Genomic DNA, 19,961 nt, shown 5'->3' with positions numbered 1-19,961 from the left:
TTAAGTGCATATGCTACCTGATTCGACATCAAAGGGTTACTATTTAATCTTTTTAAGCACTGATTTACCCTTTTAAAGCACTGAAATTGCCCTCTTATGTAAACTTGAACAAACGCTCAATAACGACTACAATGCTAATGTCCGATCTTTTTATTGCTGTGCTCTGATTTTATTTGAACAATCACTCAAATATATAAAAGTTTTAAAAGTAACGGTTATCAAACTGCTTTTATAAAAGGTGAAGCGTACTCTTACAATCGCTATCATCCTAAAGCGGACACCCCTTTTTCTTGCCTTTCACTGGACAACCCATGATAAAAAAAATAGCGCTCGTACTCCTTGTAATGATTTTAGTTATTGGATTTTTTTATTTTGGTCTTAACGATCTGTTGACCCTTGAAGGTTTAAAGGGCTCGATGGATCAGTTTGATGAGTACAAAGCGCAGTCGCCGCTACTCATTATCGGTGGGTTTTTCTTACTATACGTATTGGTCACCGCCCTATCCTTACCCGGCGCTGCTATTTTGACGCTAGCTGCAGGGGCGTTATTTGGGTTAGTACAAGGCGTTTTGATCGCTTCTTTTGCCTCAAGTATTGGTGCAACTTTGGCGTTTTTAGTTTCGCGCTATTTGCTTCGCGATACCATCAAGCAGCGTTTTCCTGACCGCCTGGAGTCTATAGATAATGGGGTCAAAAAAGAAGGCGCGTTTTACCTGTTTACCCTGCGCTTAGTGCCTATTTTTCCCTTTTTTATTATCAACTTACTAATGGGTCTCACTGCGATTAAGACGTGGACGTTTTATTGGGTCAGTCAAATCGGTATGCTCGCTGGCACCTTTGTCTACGTCAACGCTGGGACGCAACTGGCACAGATTGAGAGCCTATCTGGCATACTCTCTTTTAATTTGATTTTATCCTTTGTGCTACTAGGGGTGTTTCCCTTAATAGCCAAATCCATTATCAACCTAATAAAAAAACGCCGCGTCTATAAAAACTACAGCAAGCCCAAAAAATTCGATCGCAATATGATTGTGATAGGCGCAGGGGCTGGCGGCTTAGTAACCAGCTATATCGCGGCGACAGTAAGAGCAAAGGTAACCTTGATTGAAGCGGGCGAGATGGGCGGCGACTGTCTGAACTACGGCTGCGTGCCGAGCAAAGCACTGATTAAAAGCGCCAAAGTCGCTGAACACATGCGCCACGCCGAGCGCTATGGTCTTGATAATACTGAGCCGCAATTTGACTTCAAGAATATTATGGCTCGCATCAACAAAGTAATCGCTGATATCGCGCCTAATGATAGTGTTGAGCGCTATACCGAGCTTGGCGTTGAGGTGCTCAAAGGTTATGCAACCTTTATCGATCCGTGGACGGTAGAGATTGCACTTAACGACGGTGGCACGCAGCGGCTAACTGCGCGCGCGATCGTTATCGCCACCGGCGCGCGCCCCTTTGTACCTGATTTACCAGGGTTAGAGGATACCGGCTACGTGACTAGCGATACGATGTGGGAGCAGTTTAGCCAGCTCACAGAGACACCCAAAAATCTTGTGGTATTAGGCGGCGGACCTATCGGCACAGAATTAGCGCAAGCGTTTGCGCGCTTAGGCTCTAGTGTGACTCAAATTGAACGTAGCGAGCGCTTAATCAAAAAAGAGGATGTCGAGGTATCACAACTTGCAAAAAAAGTCCTGACACAGAGTGGCGTAAACGTTTTGACCTCGCATCAAGCTATTCGCTGCGAGCGGCGCGGTGACATAAAATTCATCATCGCTCAAGCTATGGATGACTCAAAAGAGATCGCAATTGAGTATGATCAGTTAATCTGCGCAGTCGGTCGTAGCGCACGCCTTGAAGGTTATGGCCTTGAAGCTCTTGGAATACAGACTGATCGTACTATCGATACTGATGAGTATTTGGAAACGTTATATCCTAATATCTACGCGGCAGGTGATGTGGTTGGACCATATCAGTTTACTCATGTGGCCTCGCATCAAGCTTGGTATGCGGCGGTCAATGGGCTATTTGGTCATCTCAAAAAATTCAAAGTCGATTACCGCGTGATTCCGTGGACGACTTTTATCGATCCAGAAGTGGCGCGTGTGGGATTAAATGAGCAAGAAGCTATCGAAAAAGGCATCGATTTTGAGGTGACGCATTACAATTTTGCCGATCTCGACCGCGCCGTAACCGAAAGTGCTAATTATGGCTTTATTAAGGTGATAACGCCCAAAGGTAAAGACAAAATACTTGGCGTGACCATCGTCGCCGAAAACGCAGGCGAGTTTATGAGTGAATTTATCCTAGCGATGAAGCACAACCTTGGACTTAACAAAATACTGGGCACGATACATATGTATCCGACATGGACTGAGGGGAACAAATACGCGGCAGGTAATTGGAAGCGTAATAATGCCCCTGAAAAACTATTGGATATCGTTGAGAAATATCAAACGTGGCGTCGAGGCTAGTGAAATATGGCGTGTTTGGTTAGGTCTTGTTTAACTTTAAAAGAAGTGGTCACTGATACTTGTCTTTTTCTCGATCCTTTAAACTCGATGTATTAAAAAAGGACACGATACTCATATCGTGTCCTTTTTTGATTGACATAAAACAACTGCGATTAGCTGAGCATACCGCCATCGACCAGCACACAAGCGCCTGTCGTATAGCTGGAGGCATCAGAGACGAGATACAGCACCGTGCCTGCCATCTCATCAGGATCAGCGACGCGTCCTAGCGGAATGGCGTGTAGTGCCATTTTTAAGACTTTATCATTAGTGGTTAGTGCTGAAGCAAACTTGGTATCCGTTAAACCCGGCAATAACGCATTAACACGGATGTTGAGCGGGCCGCACTCTTTAGCAAAGGACTTGGTCATACTAATGACCGCGGCTTTGGTAATCGAGTAGATGCCTTGCTTGTCGCCTGCGACGATACCATTGACGGACGCGGTGTTAAGAATGACCCCGCCGCCCTGCTCAGCCATCATCTGACCTGCCGTGGTTGACATAAAGAAGTAACCGCGAATATTAACATCGACAGTCTTCTCAAACGCGGCTAAATCCGTATTTAGAATATGACCATAATAAGGATTGGCAGCGGCATTATTAACTAAGATATCAATGCGACCAAACTCGTCTTTGATATGCGCAAAGATAGCTTCGATTTGATCCATCTCACCGACATGACAAGCAAAAGCACTAGCCTTGTCACCGTTCTCGACTATGCTATCAGCGACCGCTTGGCAGGCGTCAATCTTACGGCTTGAGACAATGACATGCGCGCCATGTGCTGCTAGCAGACGTGCAATGGACTCACCAATACCGCGACTTGCGCCAGTGACCAGTGCAATCTTGCCTGTTAAATCAAATAAATTTTTCATAGAGTTTCCTTGTATTTTATAAGTGAGAAGTACTATATATACAACACCTTAAGCCAACATACCGCCATCTAATGTAAAGGCATGACCATTCATAAAGCTGCTCTCGTCGCTTGCCAGCCAAGCGATAGCGCCTGAGACTTCCTCAACACGGCCTAAGCGGCGCAGTGGGCTGGCATTGATAGTCGCTTTTTGGGCGCGCTCATCCATCTTCGCCATAGTGTTCTGCACCATTGGCGTATCGATAAAGCTGGGACACACCGCATTGAAGCGAATATTGACTCGTGCATACTCGTGAGCCGCAGATTTAGTCAGTCCCATAACGCCGTGCTTAGCTGCACTATAAGCCGAAAGTAGTGGCGCTGAACGAAGTCCTGCGATAGAGGCCACATTGATGACATGACCACCGCCGTTTGGTGCCATACAAGCAACCGCGGCGCGCATACAATGCCAGACGCCTTTGAGATTCACCGCGATATTGCGATCAAAGTCCTCATCGCTCAGCTCATGCATTGGCGCCGGCTTATGATCGATACCGGCGTTATTGATGACAACATCGAGGCCACCAAGCTCTTGCATGGCAAATTGAAATAACGCGCGGACGTCATCACCATCAGTCACATCTACTCGTCTAAAAGTGACACTATTCTTGGCTTCTATCGCTTGCTTGGCTATGCTATCACCGCCTTTCTCGTTCATATCGCCGATGACGATTTTTGCGCCGCGACTAGCAAGCAATAATGCGCTAGCTGCGCCAATACCGGAGGCGCCACCTGTGATTAAAATACGTTTGCCTGTAACGTTTGATGCGGGCAAATCAGATAGATGACTTGCTTCAACTCCATTTGTACTCATACTTTATTCCTTTAATGTCTAGTTCATGATTAGGGTCAGTCAATGTAACGGTCGAATGTTCAACAGACCTTAGGTTTTTAAATGATGGTTTAAAACCACTCCGCTTGCATGTCTGTACATACTGCATTGTCGTTATTTAACAGGTCAATATCACGCTGAATCGTCGGTAGCTCCCAATCGATAAAGTATTTTGCTGCTTGTATTTTGCCGTGATAGAAGTTTTGTTTGTCCTGATCCTGAGTATCAGCATCTTGTTCAGCAGCGAGCAGTTGCTCCGCCTTACTCGCTTGGCGAATCCATATCCAGCTGACCACGATGGAGGCAAATATATTCATCAAGGCCTGCGCGTTACCCGTTAAAGTAATGGCTTTTTCAATTGGCAGTATTTTGCTCAAATGCACTAGCACCTCATGTAAATGCTCCATGTAGGGCACAAGCTTACCCGCCAGCTTTGCACTCTCAGGCGTAGTAATACTTTGCAAATCTTGCGTGATTTCACGTTTGAGGATTTGAGTACCCAAACCGCCCTTTTGCCATAACTTACGAAATGACAAATCGAGCGCTTGTACGCCATTTGTGCCTTCATGAATAGGATTCAAGCGATTATCACGCCAGAACTGCTCGGCATGATATTCACGAGTGTAACCTGCGCCGCCCAAGACTTGAATGCCCAAGTCATTGGCTTTGAGTCCATATTCAGATGGCCAGGCTTTAATCACTGGCGTAAGCAGATCTAACAATTCTGATAGCTCGGCTTGATGCGTGTCATCATCAGTGGTATTGATGCGATCAATCAAGTTTGAGCCGTAGAGACACAGCGCCATACCGCCCTCACTATAGGCTTTTTGCGCAAGAAGCATCCGCTTAACATCACCGTGATTGATAATAGCCGTAGCCTCATCATCAGGCTTGTTGTTAGGCGCGATGCGGCCTTGGGTACGGTCTTTGGCATAATCAAGCGAGTACTGATAACCGCGATAGCCGATCATCGCCGCGCCAAAGCCAACACCGATACGCGCCTCATTCATCATCTTAAACATATAGCGTAGACCAAAGTGTGGCTCGCCGACTAGGTAACCATAACATTCGCCTTTATCGCCGAAACTTAGCGCCGTAGATGTGGTGCCGCGATAGCCAAGCTTATGGAGTAGTCCTGTTAAATGGACGTCATTGCGCTCGCCGATTGACCCGTCATCCTTTAGACGATATTTTGGCACAACAAATAAGGAGATTCCTTTGACCCCGCCAGGACCGCCTGGGATTTTGGCTAATACCAAATGCACAATATTGTCAGATAACTCATGATCGCCGCCTGAGATGTAGATTTTGCTGCCTTTGATGCGATATGAGCCGTCTTCTTGAAGCGTTGCCGTGGTTCTAATATCAGACAATGACGAGCCTGCGTGCGGCTCGGTCAGTGCCATCGTGCCGGTGAACTCACCTGTGAGCATACGCGGCATAAAGGCGTCTTTGACCTCGTCGCTAGCAAAATGCGAGAGGACATTGATCGCCGCCGACGTCAAGAAAGGATACGCTGTCGTTGAAGGGTTAGCCGCCATAAAATAACCCGCCACCGCCGTCATTACCGTCTCTGGCAATTGCATGCCGCCATCTTCAAAGCTATAGCGACCCGCGATAAAGCCTGAGTCACGAAACGCATCAAAAGCCACTTTGACATCATCAATCATAGAGACTGTTTTGCCATCGAACTGTGGCTCGTCTTTGTCCGCGAGATGGTTATGTGGCAAAAATAAATTAGTCGCAATCTTGTCCGCAGTCTCAAGAACCGCATCAAAAGTCTCTCGGTTGTGCTCAGCGAACTTAGGGTGCTTGATTAAACTCTCGACATCCAGCACATCGTACAATTGAAACGGTAGCTCATAAGTATTGATTAAAGTATCGGTCGCCATAGTCTTCTCTCTGTAATGAAACGAATATATCAAATAAGTGGTTGATCAATAGTAATCTAATTTAACCTCGTACCGTATTGTCATTTATGACATAATTAAGGTGAAAAAAGACATCCGCTTAGCTATAAGTGCAGAGAGGTTAACTACCATGCCCAGCCAGATACCAAGTCAAAAACCTTTTGAAGTCGTCATTCTTGGATTTGATGGCGTGCTTGGTAGCGTATTGGCAGGGGCGTTAGACTTATTTTCGTTCACTGGAGTCAGTTGGCAGCGCTTTTTGGATTTGGAAGTAGAGCCAAAATTTAGAGTGCAGATCGCAAGTCTTGGCAAACAGGATATCAAATGTAGCAACCGCCTTATCATGCAAGCGCACTGCGATATCACTCACGTGAGTGAGTGTGATTTACTACTTATTCCAACCATTGGCGATTCTATTGATAAAGTATTAAAACAAAATAGCGCCTTGTTGCCGCACCTACAACGCCTTGCCAGCACGCGAGCTGATATTGCGAGCAACTGTAGTGGCGCTTTTTTTCTCGCGGCGGCTGGACTACTAGATGGCAAAACCGCCACAACGCATTGGGGTTATGCTAGCAAGTTCAAAAGCGAATACCCACGCGTTGATTTACAAGAAAACCAATTTGTCACTCAATCAGGCAATATATTTTGCGCGGCAGGCGGCAGTGCCTTTTATGATTTAGCGCTACTACTCATCGAGCGCTACTGCGGGCGGGAGGTTTCAACGCAAGTGGCAAAGACGCAAATCATCGATAGCAAACGCGGTAGTCAAAATAGCTATACCAATGTGACGGTTCACAAGTCGCATGCCGATATGCTAGTCAAGCAAGTACAAGAATTTATCGAAGGTAGTTTCAATGAGTCGCTACAAGTGAGCGACCTTGCTGCGATGGTCAACGTCACGCCGCGCACCTTGAACAGACGTTTTCAGGCTTGCATAGCTATGCGCCCTATTGAGTACATTCAGGCAGTCAGGATTGAGCAGGCCAAGCGTCTATTGGAGTCTGGGCAAGTGACGATCAAGTCGCTCGCTTACCAAGTCGGCTATAGCGATATCTCCTCCTTTACCCGTTTATTTAAACGAGCGACCCAGCTGACGCCAAAAGAATATCAAAACAAGTTTTCGCGCTTAGCGATTTAAAACTTCCTCTTACTTAACAGTATGTATTATTTGATAAAACACAGCCCTACTCTACGTTGATTTGCATAAGCAGTTGCTGACAACGCTTAATGACAGGAGCGTCGATCATATGACCATCTATCTTAAATACCGCTTGTCCACTATGCTCGTACTCCTCAACAACCTTTTTAGCAAACGCAATGTCATCAGCGCTGGGCTGTAGGGCTTGCTTAACAACAGCGACTTGTTTGGGATGAATACAGAGCATTCCAGATAGCCCCATGTGTGACCAAAGCTGGACACGATCACATAGACCATTATCATCGTTAAAATCTGGATATATAGTATCGATAGGCGCAGCTAGCTGATGCACGGCGGACACTAGTAGCAGATTATAGCGAATCTGATTAGCGACAATATCAGCGGCCTGCGTGCCCACTTGCACTTGTAGGTCATTACAAAGATCCAAAAATCCGTAGCTTAACGCTAATAGGCCTGATGCTTTTGCCATAGCATCGAGATTATGTAGGCCCTTTGCCGTCTCTATCAGCGCAATGACTGATAGTCCAGTGACCTTGTATACCTGCTCTATATCTGCAGCGTTTTCTGCCTTTGATAAGAGGATACCGGCTAGGTTTGGCAATTGCTGACAGCATGCCAAGTCCTTAGTGAAGTCATGACTGTTTGCACTGTTAATACGCACCCATACGGGTTGATAATCAGCGCTGTCATGGTAGGTCTGTAGATCATTGCGAGCTTTGACTTTGTCCGCTACAGCCACGGTATCTTCTAGATCTACGATGACCGCATCAGCGCCGCTAGCAAAGGCTTTGGGCACGCGATCCATTCTTGTGGCTGGGACAAATAGCCATGCTTTTTTTCTTGTCAGCCTAGTACGCTTGTTTTGTTTACTTGGATTTTCATTATTAGATGGGAGCGTATCAGCAGAGGTTGAGAATAGCAGCATGGTCTTACCCTTTTGTTTATGAAATATTCAAGATAATCATAGCAGTAAAAATCAGTCCTTTTTGCACGCGACATACTGAACGACGGCGCTCATACCTTGATGACTTGATCCTTCCATAACGTTACGGTGTTTTTCGATAGCAACGATCTCGTCTAAGGAGCTAAGCTCGGAGCGTAGTAAATCTAGCGACATAAACATGCCTGTCTGCGTGGCAGGTGGACCACCCACGCCTGACATTGAAGGTTGCTCAGGGGTATAGGCTTCAAGAATGAACGCTCCGTTGGTCTTTAGCGCTGTACTTATTTGAGCATGGACATGTTGGCGTATTTCTTTAGGCGTATGTGCCCAAATGGAGACAATGCCGTCCCACTGCTGCTCGCCAAATGGATAATCTGCCAGATCTGCCAGTTGTGTCGTTATTGTCACGCCTTTATCACAAGCAAACTGCTGCGCCTTTTTTAGTCCGACCTCAGATAAGTCCATAGCCGTGACCTCATAGCCCATTTGAGCTAAAAAAACTGCATTTCTACCCTCGCCTTCAGCTAAGCATAAGACACGCCCGCCTGCTGGAATATGCTGATAAGTCTCCAGCAAAAAATCATTAGGCTCGGTTCCATAAGCAAACCCTGGCTCGCTATAACGTTGATCCCACACAGTTAGTCTCCTTGCTTGTAAATTAAAGATGGATTAGCAAATGTTGATATTTAACATAGAATAGAGTTATTGCCATCATCTTATTGTAAGCAAACTTATATTACCCTCAGAAAATTTTGCCACTATAGTATAATTGCTCCATCTGTATGTTTACCTCAATCTCTTTATATGAACCTCAACGATCATGTTGAGTTCAGTGCCAATCTGGTTTATGCTTTTAGCGGTTTTATTTTAAAGGAAAAAATATGTTTGAACGTGTCGACTATTATGCCGGTGACCCTATCTTAGGGCTAAAAGACAAATTCGTTGCTGACAACAACCCAAACAAAGTCAATCTAGGCGTTGGTGTTTATTATGACGAGAATGGTAAACTGCCCGTACTTGAGTGCGTAAAAATTGCTGAAAAACGCATAGCAGACTCGGTCTCTCCGCGCCCTTATTTGCCTATGGAAGGTTTACCTGGGCACCGTAAAGCGTGTCAAGATTTGTTATTTGGCAAGGACGCACAAGTACTAAAAGACGGTCTGGTCGCTACTATCGCCACTATCGGTGGTTCTGGGGCGCTAAAAGTCGGCGCTGAGTTTATCAATGAGTGGTTCCCGCAATCAAAGTGCTATGTCAGCGATCCAACATGGGGCAACCACATTGCCATCTTTGAAGGCAGTGATGTCGAAGTGGCAAAGTACCCTTACTACGATAAAGCCACGGGCGGTCTCAAGTTCGATGAGATGATTGCACTGTTTAAGACGTTGAACAAAAACGACGTTGTGCTGTTGCATCCATGCTGCCACAACCCTACTGGCGTCGATTTGACACGTGAGCAGTGGGATACGCTACTCAATGTGATTCAAGAGCAGGAGCTGATTCCATTTATGGATATCGCTTATCAAGGCTTTGGTGAAGACATGGATAGCGATGCCTATGCGATTCGTAAGGCAGTTGATATGGGTCTGACATTATTTGTTAGTAACTCGTTCTCTAAAAACTTATCATTATACGGTGAGCGCGTCGGTGGTCTATCGGTCGTTTGCCCGACACCTGACGAGACTGAACGTGTCTTTGGTCAGCTGGCCTTCACTGTACGCCGTATCTATTCAAGCCCACCATCACACGGTGGACACGTCGTCGATATCGTGATGAACGATGATGAGCTGCATGAGCAGTGGGTTGGCGAAGTGTATGCTATGCGCGACCGTATCAAATCTATGCGCCTAAAGCTTAAATCAGTACTAGAGACCAACGTCCCTAGCCGCAATTTTGACTACTTAACGGATCAAAACGGCATGTTTAGCTTTACAGGACTTACGCCCGAGCAGGTTGAGCGTTTGCAAAGCGAGTTTGGTATATACATGGTATCCAATTCACGTATGTGCGTTGCTGGTCTAAATACTAGCAATATCGACTATGTTGCCAATGCTATGGCTGAGGTTCTAAAAAACTAATTGTTGATAGTTTTTACAACGGATAGACACAAAAAAGCTGAGCAACCGCTCAGCTTTTTTGTGCCTTTAACATTACTGATTTAAGCTTTCTTGAGATTGATCTGAGTCTTCTTGAAGCTCAAGCTTGCTACCTATTGCTTTATTTTGAATCTCGCTGGCACTAAATGGCAGACGAATCCACTCTTTATCTGAGTAGCGACGGGTCTGATCACGATGGAATGGACGAGTCGTATCACCCGCTTGCGAGAACGCTAGTAGCGCATCCACAACAGGGCCATTTCTATCGAATGTCACCGCTTGCATGTACGTTGGACCATTAGTTACTGGACCATAGGTGCCATCGTCGTTTTGACTTGAGCTTGCAACGTTGAATACCCCTTCACCACCAAAGCCGCCATGCATAGGGATTTTGTCGTTATTTTTACTCGCGTCAAAAACGAATTGCAAGCTACCCAAAGGCGCATCGAGTGCAATGTTCTTACTATTGTAATAAGCAATGGAATCACCCAAAGCTCTACGAGTACTGTCATTGATAATTAGGTCACGCGGCGTATCAATAGGGTTGGTCTTATCGAAAGGAGTACTAAATCTTGCATAATTATTGACATTAAGATTAGTCCAGAATTTTCTAAAGACATGGGCGCCTTTACTATCAAGATTATTACGACGATCCCAGTTACTTAAAACATTACAAGCCTGAGTGCCATCAATAGTGCTGCCACTAGTTAAAGGCAATGCCGGGTTAGCTTGACAGTTTGCTAGAACGTCATCAAGTACGAGTTCAGCGCCATAACTGCGATTGCTGTAGACTACTTTCTCCATTTTATCAAGATTAAAGGTATTGCCTCCTAAACCGTCGTCATTGCTTACTCGGTCAAATATTTGTGTAAAGGCCATACGAGTACGTAGAGATAACGGCGCAGCATCCTCAGAGAAAGGTAACAACTCGCGTCTTAACAAAGGTGAAAACCCGGTTAACGGCTGTTCTGCATTACTAAGCCAATAGCTATCGTTAGAGTTGAGCGCATAATCATCACGAATGATAAAAGGTAAGTTTGAACCCCCAAAGATACCCGCTTGCGGTGAATCGGCATCATTACCCCATTCACAGGCAGCAGTACTCCCATTGAGTGCGGGTAAGTTTCTTTCTATCAAAAGATGAAGAGCAGCACCAGCGTTAGCACTACAAGCCGCTAGCTTTTCAGCTGTGACATTAGGTACGGTCGAGATATCAGCGTATAGTGCTTTACCATTACGATCTGTCGCAATCGTATTGACGAACCCTAGACCTAAAATAGTCTGCATTCTATCAACGAGATCTTCAACACTAGTAGCCATGTTCATACTGCGCCACTGGTTAAGAGCGCGCGGATTTTCGGAAGCAGCGTCACGAATAGTATAAGCTACGTTGTTGGCATCACCCCATGCTGGTAAGCCAGGATTGAGCGCTTTAGCATTTATCATCGGTCCATATTTTGAAACGTAGATACTGCGAACCAATGGGTCTTGACCATCTGGCATTTGAACCATGACTTCAACTTCTTCTATATCAAGCTGTTCAACTGCGCCTGCGCTATTGATATAGTTGTATTTTAGAGGATTATTATTGACTAGGCTCACCTGATAAAGCGTAAAGCGTTTAGCAGTCGATACGGTATGACTCCAAGCCACGTCTTTGTTAAAACCGATATTAATAAAGGGCTGACCTTGCTGAGCGGAGCCCATCACATCAAGCTCACCTGGTATCGTAGTATGAAATTCATAAAAGCGCTGTACGCCCTCCCATGGTTCGTGTGGATTGCCATACATAACACCGCTATCAGTCCCTGTATAGTCACTACCAAAGGCATAGGCATTACTACCACCGTTTAAGACATTGATAGTTTCCATGTTAAATTCAGGGGCTGACTCTACCACAGGGTCGACAGGCGCTAAACTACTGGCTCTCGAGCTATCTTGAATACCAATAGTTGCAGAATCAGGATCAGCAGGAGGGGCGGCCGCAACAATCGCTCTAACAAAGTTGGAGAGTCCGCCGCGTAGGTTGGCCTTACCGTAAACAGTCAACAAATCATCAAGGGTAATCTCACGTACCCATTCAGCGTTAGCACAAGCAGGATCAATATTAGCTGCCCCTGTATCGCGTAGATAACGGCTAAACCCTGCCGCATAGCCTGTCACCGCATCGATAGTTTCTGGGTCTTGAGCCGCTAAAAACTCAGCGCGTCTCTCAGGGGAGTTATACCAGGTATAAAAAACATCGCTTGCTTCATTCCCTTGATCGCCTAAATAAAGCATGCTCTCCCCTCTAGCGACGACAACTTCACGCGCAAGTGAGCAGAAATTATCCTCAGCAAAAGCATAGCCGACACCATAACCTAAACCTTTGTAGTCATCAGCTGTTATATGAGGGATACCGAACTCAGTACGCTGGATAGTAGCCGAAAATTCAGGCTTAGGCTCAGGTTTAGCATTACTATCAAAATTAACATCATTATCTGAACAACCAGATAATCCCAATGACACCGCTATAGTTATCAGCGTAAGTCTAGCTACACTTTTTCCTGCTGCTTGAGTTGTCATAATATTCACCATCCATGGTTGATTATGTTTAACTAAAACTGAAAACAGCTTTAGTCTGAGATAAATTCCTTTTATCAACAATGCTTTGGGAGCATATATTCATCATATAACATTATGAGATCTATTTGCTAGTGATATAATCAGTACAACTTAATAAAACAAAAAAACCGACCACTTAAAGTGATCGGTTTTTTAATATTTGGTGGAGATGGCGGAAACTAAACTATAAGCATAAGTTACTGATAATAAAAGCTATTAATATTTTAAAAATGATCGATACCAACCATAATACCAACAATCGTTTTTGATAATGCCCTTTTTTGGCTGTTTGCTGCTTCACTCAATGTTATTTTGTAATTATTTTCACTGTTTGCCGTTTCAACATTTCTCAACACGGTAGGGCGGTGTAATTGTTCAGGACTTGGCAAGCGGTGACCGCTGCCATATGTATATTTTTACGCAAGCGAAATTAAAAGTTTAGGGGGTTGCTTTTTGTTTGCATGGGGTTGAATTGCTAATGACTGCATGCACTCAATAAATGCGCTTAAATGCGTGCGTATTTCGTGCGTTTCTGTGCATTTACTAATTCCCACCAATGGGGGTTATCTGCTCAATAGGTTTTTGAAAGATATAAAAAGGCGTTTACCTGTCCGAAAAGTCGCTTATGCTGCCTCGTGTTACTTGTCTTGAAACTACCAATCACGGGCAGAATATGCCCCATGCGCGTACTGTTCCATAAACTACCCTCTAACGTGTCCAACAATACATTTTTAGCCTCTCTTACGATGTCCGAAAAGTCGCTTACGATACCTGTGCATAAAGTCCCTTTTATGGAGTCCAAGAATTACCCTTAGTCGATTTAGAACAGTCCGAAAACAGTCCCTTTTTATGGACTCCAAAAACTACCCTCTACGATGTCCAAAAACCTGCTCAAGTCCTTTTTAAAACAGTCCGAAAAACTACCCCTTTATGGACTCCGAAAACCCCTGTAACTTGGTTTTGAATGTAAGGTTTTATAAGGTTTTGAATAACAAGTTTTGACAAGTCGGCGGCTGTATTAATCGGTTTTGAATGTACGGTTTTATATGGTTCTAACCTTATGGTAATCATGGGGTGGTAGGCGCTGCCAGTAATAAAATGAATGTGAGGTTTTATGAGGTTCTAACGTGTCCGAAAACTAGCCGTAATCTTGCCGTTGTTCCCATGCTCGTACTTGTTAAGAAATTACCCTTTGAATGAGATAGGCTCAAAACTGGGCGCATCTAAAACCTTAGGGTTTCCTTAGGTTGTTGAGCATTATAAAAAGGGCTTGGTATTGATCGCCTAACGTGTCCGAAAACCTAGATAAACCTTAACATTTATTAACATGCTGGCAGTCGGAAAACTGATTTGTCACAGATATTTGAGCCATTGGCGCGGGCTGTCATGGGTAGATGGTCGGATTTGAAATCTAAGCAAGGGTGTATCTTTACACTATAAAAAAGACAGACGATCACGCCTGCCAATATAGTTTTATACCTGTAAAAAGTCGCTAAAGTTGCTAAAGTTCCGCTAAGCCTTATCAGCTATAGCCTGTAGCTTAGATTGCACCTGCTAAGGTGCTGCTAAAGTTGCTAAAGTTCCGCTAAAGTTAGCCATTCTTAGCTAAAGTTTAGCAAGTTTAGCAATGCTTAGCAGCGCACTACCTAAAGTTAAGCCCTTGACTGGCAAGGGCTAGATGAAGTTTAGCAAGTTTAGCAGCTTTTTAGGGTAGCTAAGTTATAGCTAAGGTTAGCTATTCATCAGTAATTAGCTTTGGATTGATTAAAACTAAACGCCTGCGCCCCTCACTTTCTAAGCGAACGTGCCCCATGCTTTCTAAATCATCAAGTAAGCTATTAAGTTTCTTACCTCTTAGGGCATTAGGTGCATTCTGTGATACAAACGACTTATTCAATATCGGTGGCTTCTTACCCCTCACTTTATCCACTAGCCAGCTGCTTAACTTCTCACTGTCGTTCTGCTCACCTGTGGGTGTTGCATCAAGATAGCGTAGGCGTTCGCTGGTGGAATACTCCACCAACATAAACGCCCGTTTAATATCATCAGTAGTGATCTCCTTGCGCCCCTCAAAGAACGCCATTAATGACGCTATACGGCTCGCATTCTCTGCCATACGTGAAGCATACGCCTTTAGATACTCTAATGCCTGCCCTTGTGCTTGGCGGTTCTCTATCGCCTGCATGTGCTTATAAAAGGTCTGCTCTGCACCCTCTGCCCATTGCATTTTGATGCGCTGTGGTGTGCCTGTGCTGTCGTTTGGTAGATGGGCTGGCAATGGGTCAAGTAAGCTCTGACAGCGTGACCAGTAGGCGATTAAATCAGGATTATCATACGGGCTGTCATTCCTGCGCTTTTCATCGTCCCATACTCGATGACCGCGCAAGTCCTCAGGGCAAGCAATCAAGGCACGGGCTAAAAAGCCTTGCCCATTCATCAAAGGATCAGTTAATGCTTGCTCTAATACTACCCGTTGACCTTGTAGCAGTAGCGTCATGCGTACGTTATGGGCATCGGTTTGCGGTGTGGCATAGGCAGACTTTTGCGAGCGTAAACGGGACACCTCACCATCGCTATATAGCTTGGTAATAGCAGATAAGGCGCTGCCAGCGGTATCACCTTTCATTGTATGACCGTTAAAAAACTGCCCTGCCTCGTCTGTTGTCCATGATGCGTTATTCATCTCACCACTGATAAATCTATCTAGTATCGGCTCTATCGTTGCATCATCAAACAAGTTCTTAGGGTTTTGCGGTCTTGGATTATCCTCTAAGAATTGGGCTAACTCTTTACTCTTTAACCCTGCTTTTTCACTGTCCCATGCTGCTAGATCGTCTAGGTAGTTGCCGTATTGCTGGCGCTCATACTCTTTGATCTTAAAGTGAGTTAAGCCCATTGCTTGCGTTTTGCCGCTACCGCTTTCGCCCTCTGTGATTAGAATAAGACTGGCTGGCATGTGACCGTGCCCCATTGGTGCATCAATGAAGCGTTGCCCCATGTGTGCCAGTGCGCCTAAAACGCATTGCCCTGCCATAGCAAGCGGTACTTGTGCATAATATGCCACTAACTCAATAACCCGTCTTAGCAGTCCTGTAAACGCATTTATAGGGTATGGTGTCGGCTTGCTTGGATCATTGGCTAAGGGTTCAGGCTCGCCCCATATCTCAGCTTGTAAATCGAGTATGGTTGTATCATCGAGGGCTAATATATCTCTATAGCTTAGCTCGCCATATTCTAAATGCTCTAAGAGAGTTCTAGCGCCAGTAATAACCCCTTTGACGTTTGCACCTTTAAACGGCTGACACGCTTTGTCTTTTTGATCTAAGGTAGTAAAGATAGTCACGGGGTAGGCTTCGGCAAAATGACTAACCATGCTATTGAATAGCAGCTTATCAAGGCTTACCAGTAGCGTGACATTATCGGCTATGAGGTAGTAAGACAGCTTTACCACGTCCTCCAGTGGGTCATCAATCGCTATAAGCTCATTAACACTGTCTAACGTGCCAATGATTAAGGCAGACGGCTGCATACGGTCAATGATTAACGGTTTATGATTGCTGTTAGGCGTGACACTGGCAAGGGTTACGGGTTCATCTTGGTTATTACTCAATACTAGCCCTATCGTGCCCTCTGTGGGCGCTATATCGCTTTTATCATTGCCTGTCATTATGGTAATATCGCTATCAAGGTGCAATAGCCTGTCTTGTATGCCTAACTGCTCACATAGGTTATAAAGATTAAGCAATATATTGTCATCTGCCAGCCCTTGCCGTGTGGCTGCATCAAAACTATTCAGCAATTCCGTAAAGCCTGTGCTAAATGCACGGGCTTTTTCATGGGCGGTGGTTTGTGGTGTGGTGGTCATCTAGTCCCCCTTGCTTGTGACTGTTTAGGCTGGCGCGTGGCTCTGTACTTCTTGTAGTAGCTTTTGCGCTTGGCATACTTACGGCTTTGCTTTGGTGGGTAGCGTTTCATTGGCTGCCCTCCTTGCCGTAACCTGTCATTGCTAGGGTGTCGTTGATACGCTCTAATTTTTCATATAGTAGGCTTGCCCATGTGTCGGTAGCATCATGTGCAAGGCGTGCCATTGCTGGGACTGTGTGCGTTTCTATCTTGCCATAGTGAATGAGTGCCAGTAATTGACCAACATCATATAAGGCAGTAGCAGCCCCGTTAATGTCACAAGCAATATCTCTTAGATCAAAAGCTGATAATAAAACCGCCTCTTTATCGTCTGCTTCGGTGGTGTCGATAACTTTACGCTGGCTTGATTGGCTGCCATTGTATAGCGTGGCTATCGCTTGGCGGTTGGCTGGCGTGTTGTGGAATAACTGGGGCAGTGCGTAGCAGTCATCATGATAAGCCCTACCATCAGCGCGATATAAGCATTCAACATTGCCAATATTGATAGCTAGGCAGTCTTTTGACTTGTTGACTAGGGTGTAAGTACCACTGCCCACAGACGGGCATAGCACGCTGTCACCTGCCTTGAATGTGGCTGGTGTGGTGTTAGTAGCAGTTTGGGTGTTTGAGGTCGTACGGATTGATTTAGGCATGATTATGCCCTCCTATTAGATTAGTTAGTTTGTTGTCACCCATAAAAATAGGGTGACGGGTCTTAACTACCGCTAATAGACGGTTGAGCTTATTTACCGTAAAGGCTTTTGTATTAGGCTCTATCAACCCGTCATAGATGTTTGCACCAGTGACGGCGCTAGATATATGACGTGCCTGTATAAAGACAGACGTATTTTTATTCATGCCTGTAGTAGCTTGCTGATTAGTAGTCAGGCAAGTTTTAGGCACAAAAATAGCCAATGAATGACGGCTTGGCTTAACCGCTATTAGTTTAGTAGTGGGGTTATGATAACCGCTGTTATCATCGGTTGCAATCGGTTTTGCTTGTACTTGCTGGCAAGCTACCAATGACAGTAGCAAGCCAATACCTATCACCCATCCCATAAAGATGATAAATCTCAGTAGTAAGCCTCGTTTGCCTGTCTGTGTGCCACTGTGTGCTCCGTCACGGGCTTTTAGATTGGTTTTGGTATGGTTAGCACTCATGGCTTGTTACCTCCACAGTGGGCAATATAATAAGCCCGTCTAACATTTCACTAACGATACTTGCCAGCTCACTATTAGCAAGTAAGGCGCTTTTAACTGCCACTATCACGCCACGACTTGCGTCATCATCGGTATTAATCGCACTAAGCGCCATTGCTAGGCTCTCAGCATCGTTTGATAGGTCTTGTATGCGGTCATTAATGACAGATAGATAATAGCTATCTACTGCCACTAGGCGCGGTTCTAATATGTCGTTTGATTGGCTCATGATTGCACCCCTGTAGCGTTGTTGTCGGTATCGGCTGGCGTGTCTATCCAGTAAATTTTGAACGTCTTACCATTGCGTTTGACTGTCTTATCTTGAATAGCCACGCCTTGCGCTCTTAGCTCACTGATCCGCTGTAAAAAGCATGTGATTTGCCATAGATCAAAGGCTTCATAAGTAGATAGGCTGTGACCTGCCAGCATGTGATTATGGATAATCTGCTTATAGCTTTGTTTGGGTTGCCGTGTGCTCATGGTTTACACCTCGCTAGTGGTTGAGGTGTGAGAGTTAAGCCATTCGTGAACCTCTGCATAGCTCCATGCAGTCATGGTAGGGCTTAGCTTCTTGCCAGCTGGGAAACGTCCATCTTTTGACCATTCAAACAAGGTGGTTTTGCTAAAGGGTAGGAACGGCAAAATATCCTTAGCTCTGCCCATGCCTGTAGTAGGCAGTTGCATAGCTGGACTGTTTGCGGTGGTTGGTTCGGTGTCGCTCGAGGTGTCACCAGTAAAGGGAATAACTGGGGTGTTTTGGGTGGCTTGTTGCTGTGTCATTTTAACTACTCCATATCGTATGATTTACACCGCTGCGGTGTGCTGCGATATGGATAGTTTAGGAAGATATAGAGGGGTAGAATAGACGGAAAGGTAACGCTATTGCTACCTCCCTAAAAAATATTTTTTATCACGAAAAACAAGTGTTCTTACTCCCTAAGTCAATAAAATAGAGGGTTGAAAATATAGGGGGTATTAAAAAGGTATATCAGGATCTATATCTGTTTTAGGCAGTTCATTAGGTAAATTAACAGTAAGTTTTTTTTGTATCTCAGTAGCTAGGTTTTTATCTGCGCTTTTACTTACTTTTAGGGGGGTAGGTTTGGCTTTAGCTCTACCACCTGTAACGTCCCAGTTCGGAATAGCAGCAAGGTCTTTGAAAAACTTGTCACCTGTATTAGTCACACCAAAGGCTTTGGCGTTATCTTTCATCCAGTCTTCTATAAACCCTTTCACTCTTTTACCGTTAAGATTGGCGGTTTGTGCTTCCTCCCATGCTCTAACACATAGAGCCAACTTAGCAGAATAATTTGGGTGTTTTTGGTTCATGTAGTCGTCTTTTTTGCCGTTTGGAAATAATAAATGCGGAAAAACGCCTCTATCTGATAGCCATTCTCTTAAATCATCTCTATCTATAGTGGTTTTAGCTGTATCAATATCTGATATAGCTATCCAGTCTTTATTTAAGCAATCCTGAGTAAGGCTTTCAACGTTTGGCGTAATAACTATATGAGCATTTAATTTACCTGATTTTATGGCGTGTCCTAGCGTTTTTAAGCTAATCGAAAAAACCTCTTGTGCGTTATATGGGTCACCTTGATTGGTGCGTATTGCTATATATCCCTCACCAGCATAGTAATCGTGATAAACACTATTTGGGCTGACACCAGCAATTAATGCTGCTGCATCCTCAACGCTTATAACATCCATAAGTTTATATAAATCTGCATCAGATAAAGCATTCATAAACTCATCTGCAAAACTACCAAAAACATCATCCTTACTCATATTCACACCTTTACACACCCTTAAATCAAAGTAGGTGCAAGGCAGTGCCAGCCTAAAGGTGTGTGAACGGCTGGCTTTCGGGTAATTAGTCCTAGCCTTG

16 protein-coding genes are annotated in these 19,961 nt (G+C 44.8%); 3 read left to right on the top strand and 13 right to left on the bottom strand.

Annotated features, from left to right (window positions below; genetic code table 11):
* Positions 1–311: 311 nt before the first annotated feature.
* On the top strand, positions 312–2,471 hold the full coding sequence (locus ACR64J_RS04900; RefSeq protein ID WP_435950757.1) for an FAD-dependent oxidoreductase: 2,160 nt from the start codon (positions 312–314) through the stop codon (positions 2,469–2,471).
* A 152-nt stretch (positions 2,472–2,623) separates the two neighbouring features.
* Here the strand turns inward: ACR64J_RS04900 and ACR64J_RS04895 are convergent, their stop codons facing one another.
* From ACR64J_RS04895 to ACR64J_RS04885, 3 genes are all read right to left on the bottom strand, one after another.
* Positions 2,624–3,385, bottom strand: a complete 762-nt coding sequence (locus tag ACR64J_RS04895) for an SDR family oxidoreductase (protein WP_317199822.1) — start codon at positions 3,383–3,385, stop codon at positions 2,624–2,626.
* Between the two features lie 48 nt (positions 3,386–3,433).
* Positions 3,434–4,237: an SDR family NAD(P)-dependent oxidoreductase gene (locus ACR64J_RS04890; RefSeq protein ID WP_435950756.1), complete on the bottom strand. Its 804-nt coding sequence runs from the start codon at positions 4,235–4,237 to the stop codon at positions 3,434–3,436.
* An 89-nt stretch (positions 4,238–4,326) separates the two neighbouring features.
* Positions 4,327–6,147 carry an acyl-CoA dehydrogenase gene (locus ACR64J_RS04885; protein ID WP_435950755.1) on the bottom strand — a complete coding sequence of 607 codons (1,821 nt, stop codon included), beginning with the start codon at positions 6,145–6,147 and terminating at the stop codon, positions 4,327–4,329.
* Positions 6,148–6,295: 148 nt separating this feature from the next.
* Here ACR64J_RS04885 and ACR64J_RS04880 point away from each other — a divergent pair, with 148 nt between their 5' ends.
* Positions 6,296–7,306 carry a GlxA family transcriptional regulator gene (locus ACR64J_RS04880; RefSeq protein WP_435950754.1) on the top strand — a complete coding sequence of 337 codons (1,011 nt, stop codon included), beginning with the start codon at positions 6,296–6,298 and terminating at the stop codon, positions 7,304–7,306.
* Between the two features lie 46 nt (positions 7,307–7,352).
* Here ACR64J_RS04880 and ACR64J_RS04875 read toward each other — a convergent pair whose 3' ends face one another.
* Together ACR64J_RS04875 and ACR64J_RS04870 are read right to left on the bottom strand one after the other, a co-directional pair.
* Positions 7,353–8,252 (bottom strand): HpcH/HpaI aldolase/citrate lyase family protein, encoded by a 900-nt coding sequence (locus ACR64J_RS04875; protein ID WP_435950753.1) that lies wholly within the window; start codon positions 8,250–8,252, stop codon positions 7,353–7,355.
* Between the two features lie 51 nt (positions 8,253–8,303).
* Positions 8,304–8,906, bottom strand: coding sequence for a class I SAM-dependent methyltransferase (locus ACR64J_RS04870; RefSeq protein ID WP_435950752.1), 603 nt, complete (start codon positions 8,904–8,906; stop codon positions 8,304–8,306).
* Positions 8,907–9,151: 245 nt separating this feature from the next.
* On the opposite strand from ACR64J_RS04870, the gene ACR64J_RS04865 reads away from it, so the two are divergent.
* Positions 9,152–10,348, top strand: a complete 1,197-nt coding sequence (locus ACR64J_RS04865; RefSeq protein ID WP_435950751.1) for an aromatic amino acid transaminase — start codon at positions 9,152–9,154, stop codon at positions 10,346–10,348.
* A 72-nt stretch (positions 10,349–10,420) separates the two neighbouring features.
* On the opposite strand, the gene ACR64J_RS04860 is transcribed toward ACR64J_RS04865, so the two are convergent.
* The 8 genes from ACR64J_RS04860 to ACR64J_RS04825 form a co-directional block, all read right to left on the bottom strand.
* A complete protein-coding gene (locus ACR64J_RS04860) occupies positions 10,421–12,931 on the bottom strand; it encodes a penicillin acylase family protein (RefSeq protein WP_435950750.1) in 2,511 nt (836 codons plus the stop codon).
* A 1,774-nt stretch (positions 12,932–14,705) separates the two neighbouring features.
* Positions 14,706–16,835, bottom strand: coding sequence for a DUF3987 domain-containing protein (locus tag ACR64J_RS04855; protein WP_435950749.1), 2,130 nt, complete (start codon positions 16,833–16,835; stop codon positions 14,706–14,708).
* Between the two features lie 106 nt (positions 16,836–16,941).
* The gene (locus tag ACR64J_RS04850; protein ID WP_435950748.1) at positions 16,942–17,526 is read right to left on the bottom strand and encodes a hypothetical protein; all 585 of its coding nucleotides are present in this window, start codon (positions 17,524–17,526) and stop codon (positions 16,942–16,944) included.
* Positions 17,519–18,034 (bottom strand): hypothetical protein, encoded by a 516-nt coding sequence (locus ACR64J_RS04845; protein WP_435950747.1) that lies wholly within the window; start codon positions 18,032–18,034, stop codon positions 17,519–17,521. The genes ACR64J_RS04850 and ACR64J_RS04845 overlap by 8 nt, the downstream gene beginning before the upstream one ends.
* Complete coding sequence (locus ACR64J_RS04840; RefSeq protein ID WP_435950746.1) at positions 18,024–18,302, bottom strand: hypothetical protein; 279 nt, start codon at positions 18,300–18,302, stop codon at positions 18,024–18,026. The genes ACR64J_RS04845 and ACR64J_RS04840 overlap by 11 nt, the downstream gene beginning before the upstream one ends.
* Complete coding sequence (locus ACR64J_RS04835) at positions 18,299–18,553, bottom strand: helix-turn-helix domain-containing protein (RefSeq protein WP_435950745.1); 255 nt, start codon at positions 18,551–18,553, stop codon at positions 18,299–18,301. The genes ACR64J_RS04840 and ACR64J_RS04835 overlap by 4 nt, the downstream gene beginning before the upstream one ends.
* Before the next feature lie 3 nt (positions 18,554–18,556).
* Positions 18,557–18,853 carry a helix-turn-helix transcriptional regulator gene (locus ACR64J_RS04830; protein ID WP_435950744.1) on the bottom strand — a complete coding sequence of 99 codons (297 nt, stop codon included), beginning with the start codon at positions 18,851–18,853 and terminating at the stop codon, positions 18,557–18,559.
* Between the two features lie 195 nt (positions 18,854–19,048).
* Positions 19,049–19,861, bottom strand: coding sequence for a hypothetical protein (locus ACR64J_RS04825; protein WP_435950743.1), 813 nt, complete (start codon positions 19,859–19,861; stop codon positions 19,049–19,051).
* Positions 19,862–19,961: the final 100 nt, after the last annotated feature.

Origin of the sequence: Psychrobacter sp. DM8, assembly GCF_051307025.1 — a bacterium.
In the GTDB taxonomy this organism is placed as follows: Bacteria; Pseudomonadota; Gammaproteobacteria; order Pseudomonadales; family Moraxellaceae; genus Psychrobacter.
Note: the sequence above shows the minus strand (reverse complement) of the source record. Positions and strands in the feature narration are given on the sequence as shown.

Excerpts from the sequence above, each read along its gene's own strand:
- ACR64J_RS04855 (WP_435950749.1), bottom strand. The coding sequence starts at position 16,835 with ATGACCACCACACCACAAACCACCGCCCATGAAAAAGCCCGTGCATTT.
- ACR64J_RS04825 (WP_435950743.1), bottom strand. The coding sequence starts at position 19,861 with ATGAGTAAGGATGATGTTTTTGGTAGTTTTGCAGATGAGTTTATGAAT.
- ACR64J_RS04875 (WP_435950753.1), bottom strand. The coding sequence starts at position 8,252 with ATGCTGCTATTCTCAACCTCTGCTGATACGCTCCCATCTAATAATGAA.
- ACR64J_RS04845 (WP_435950747.1), bottom strand. The coding sequence starts at position 18,034 with ATGAGTGCTAACCATACCAAAACCAATCTAAAAGCCCGTGACGGAGCA.
- ACR64J_RS04835 (WP_435950745.1), bottom strand. The coding sequence starts at position 18,553 with ATGAGCACACGGCAACCCAAACAAAGCTATAAGCAGATTATCCATAAT.
- ACR64J_RS04860 (WP_435950750.1), bottom strand. The coding sequence starts at position 12,931 with ATGACAACTCAAGCAGCAGGAAAAAGTGTAGCTAGACTTACGCTGATA.
- ACR64J_RS04865 (WP_435950751.1), top strand. The coding sequence starts at position 9,152 with ATGTTTGAACGTGTCGACTATTATGCCGGTGACCCTATCTTAGGGCTA.
- ACR64J_RS04900 (WP_435950757.1), top strand. The coding sequence starts at position 312 with ATGATAAAAAAAATAGCGCTCGTACTCCTTGTAATGATTTTAGTTATT.
- ACR64J_RS04850 (WP_435950748.1), bottom strand. The coding sequence starts at position 17,526 with ATGCCTAAATCAATCCGTACGACCTCAAACACCCAAACTGCTACTAAC.
- ACR64J_RS04890 (WP_435950756.1), bottom strand. The coding sequence starts at position 4,237 with ATGAGTACAAATGGAGTTGAAGCAAGTCATCTATCTGATTTGCCCGCA.
- ACR64J_RS04895 (WP_317199822.1), bottom strand. The coding sequence starts at position 3,385 with ATGAAAAATTTATTTGATTTAACAGGCAAGATTGCACTGGTCACTGGC.
- ACR64J_RS04840 (WP_435950746.1), bottom strand. The coding sequence starts at position 18,302 with ATGAGCCAATCAAACGACATATTAGAACCGCGCCTAGTGGCAGTAGAT.
- ACR64J_RS04885 (WP_435950755.1), bottom strand. The coding sequence starts at position 6,147 with ATGGCGACCGATACTTTAATCAATACTTATGAGCTACCGTTTCAATTG.
- ACR64J_RS04830 (WP_435950744.1), bottom strand. The coding sequence starts at position 18,853 with ATGACACAGCAACAAGCCACCCAAAACACCCCAGTTATTCCCTTTACT.
- ACR64J_RS04880 (WP_435950754.1), top strand. The coding sequence starts at position 6,296 with ATGCCCAGCCAGATACCAAGTCAAAAACCTTTTGAAGTCGTCATTCTT.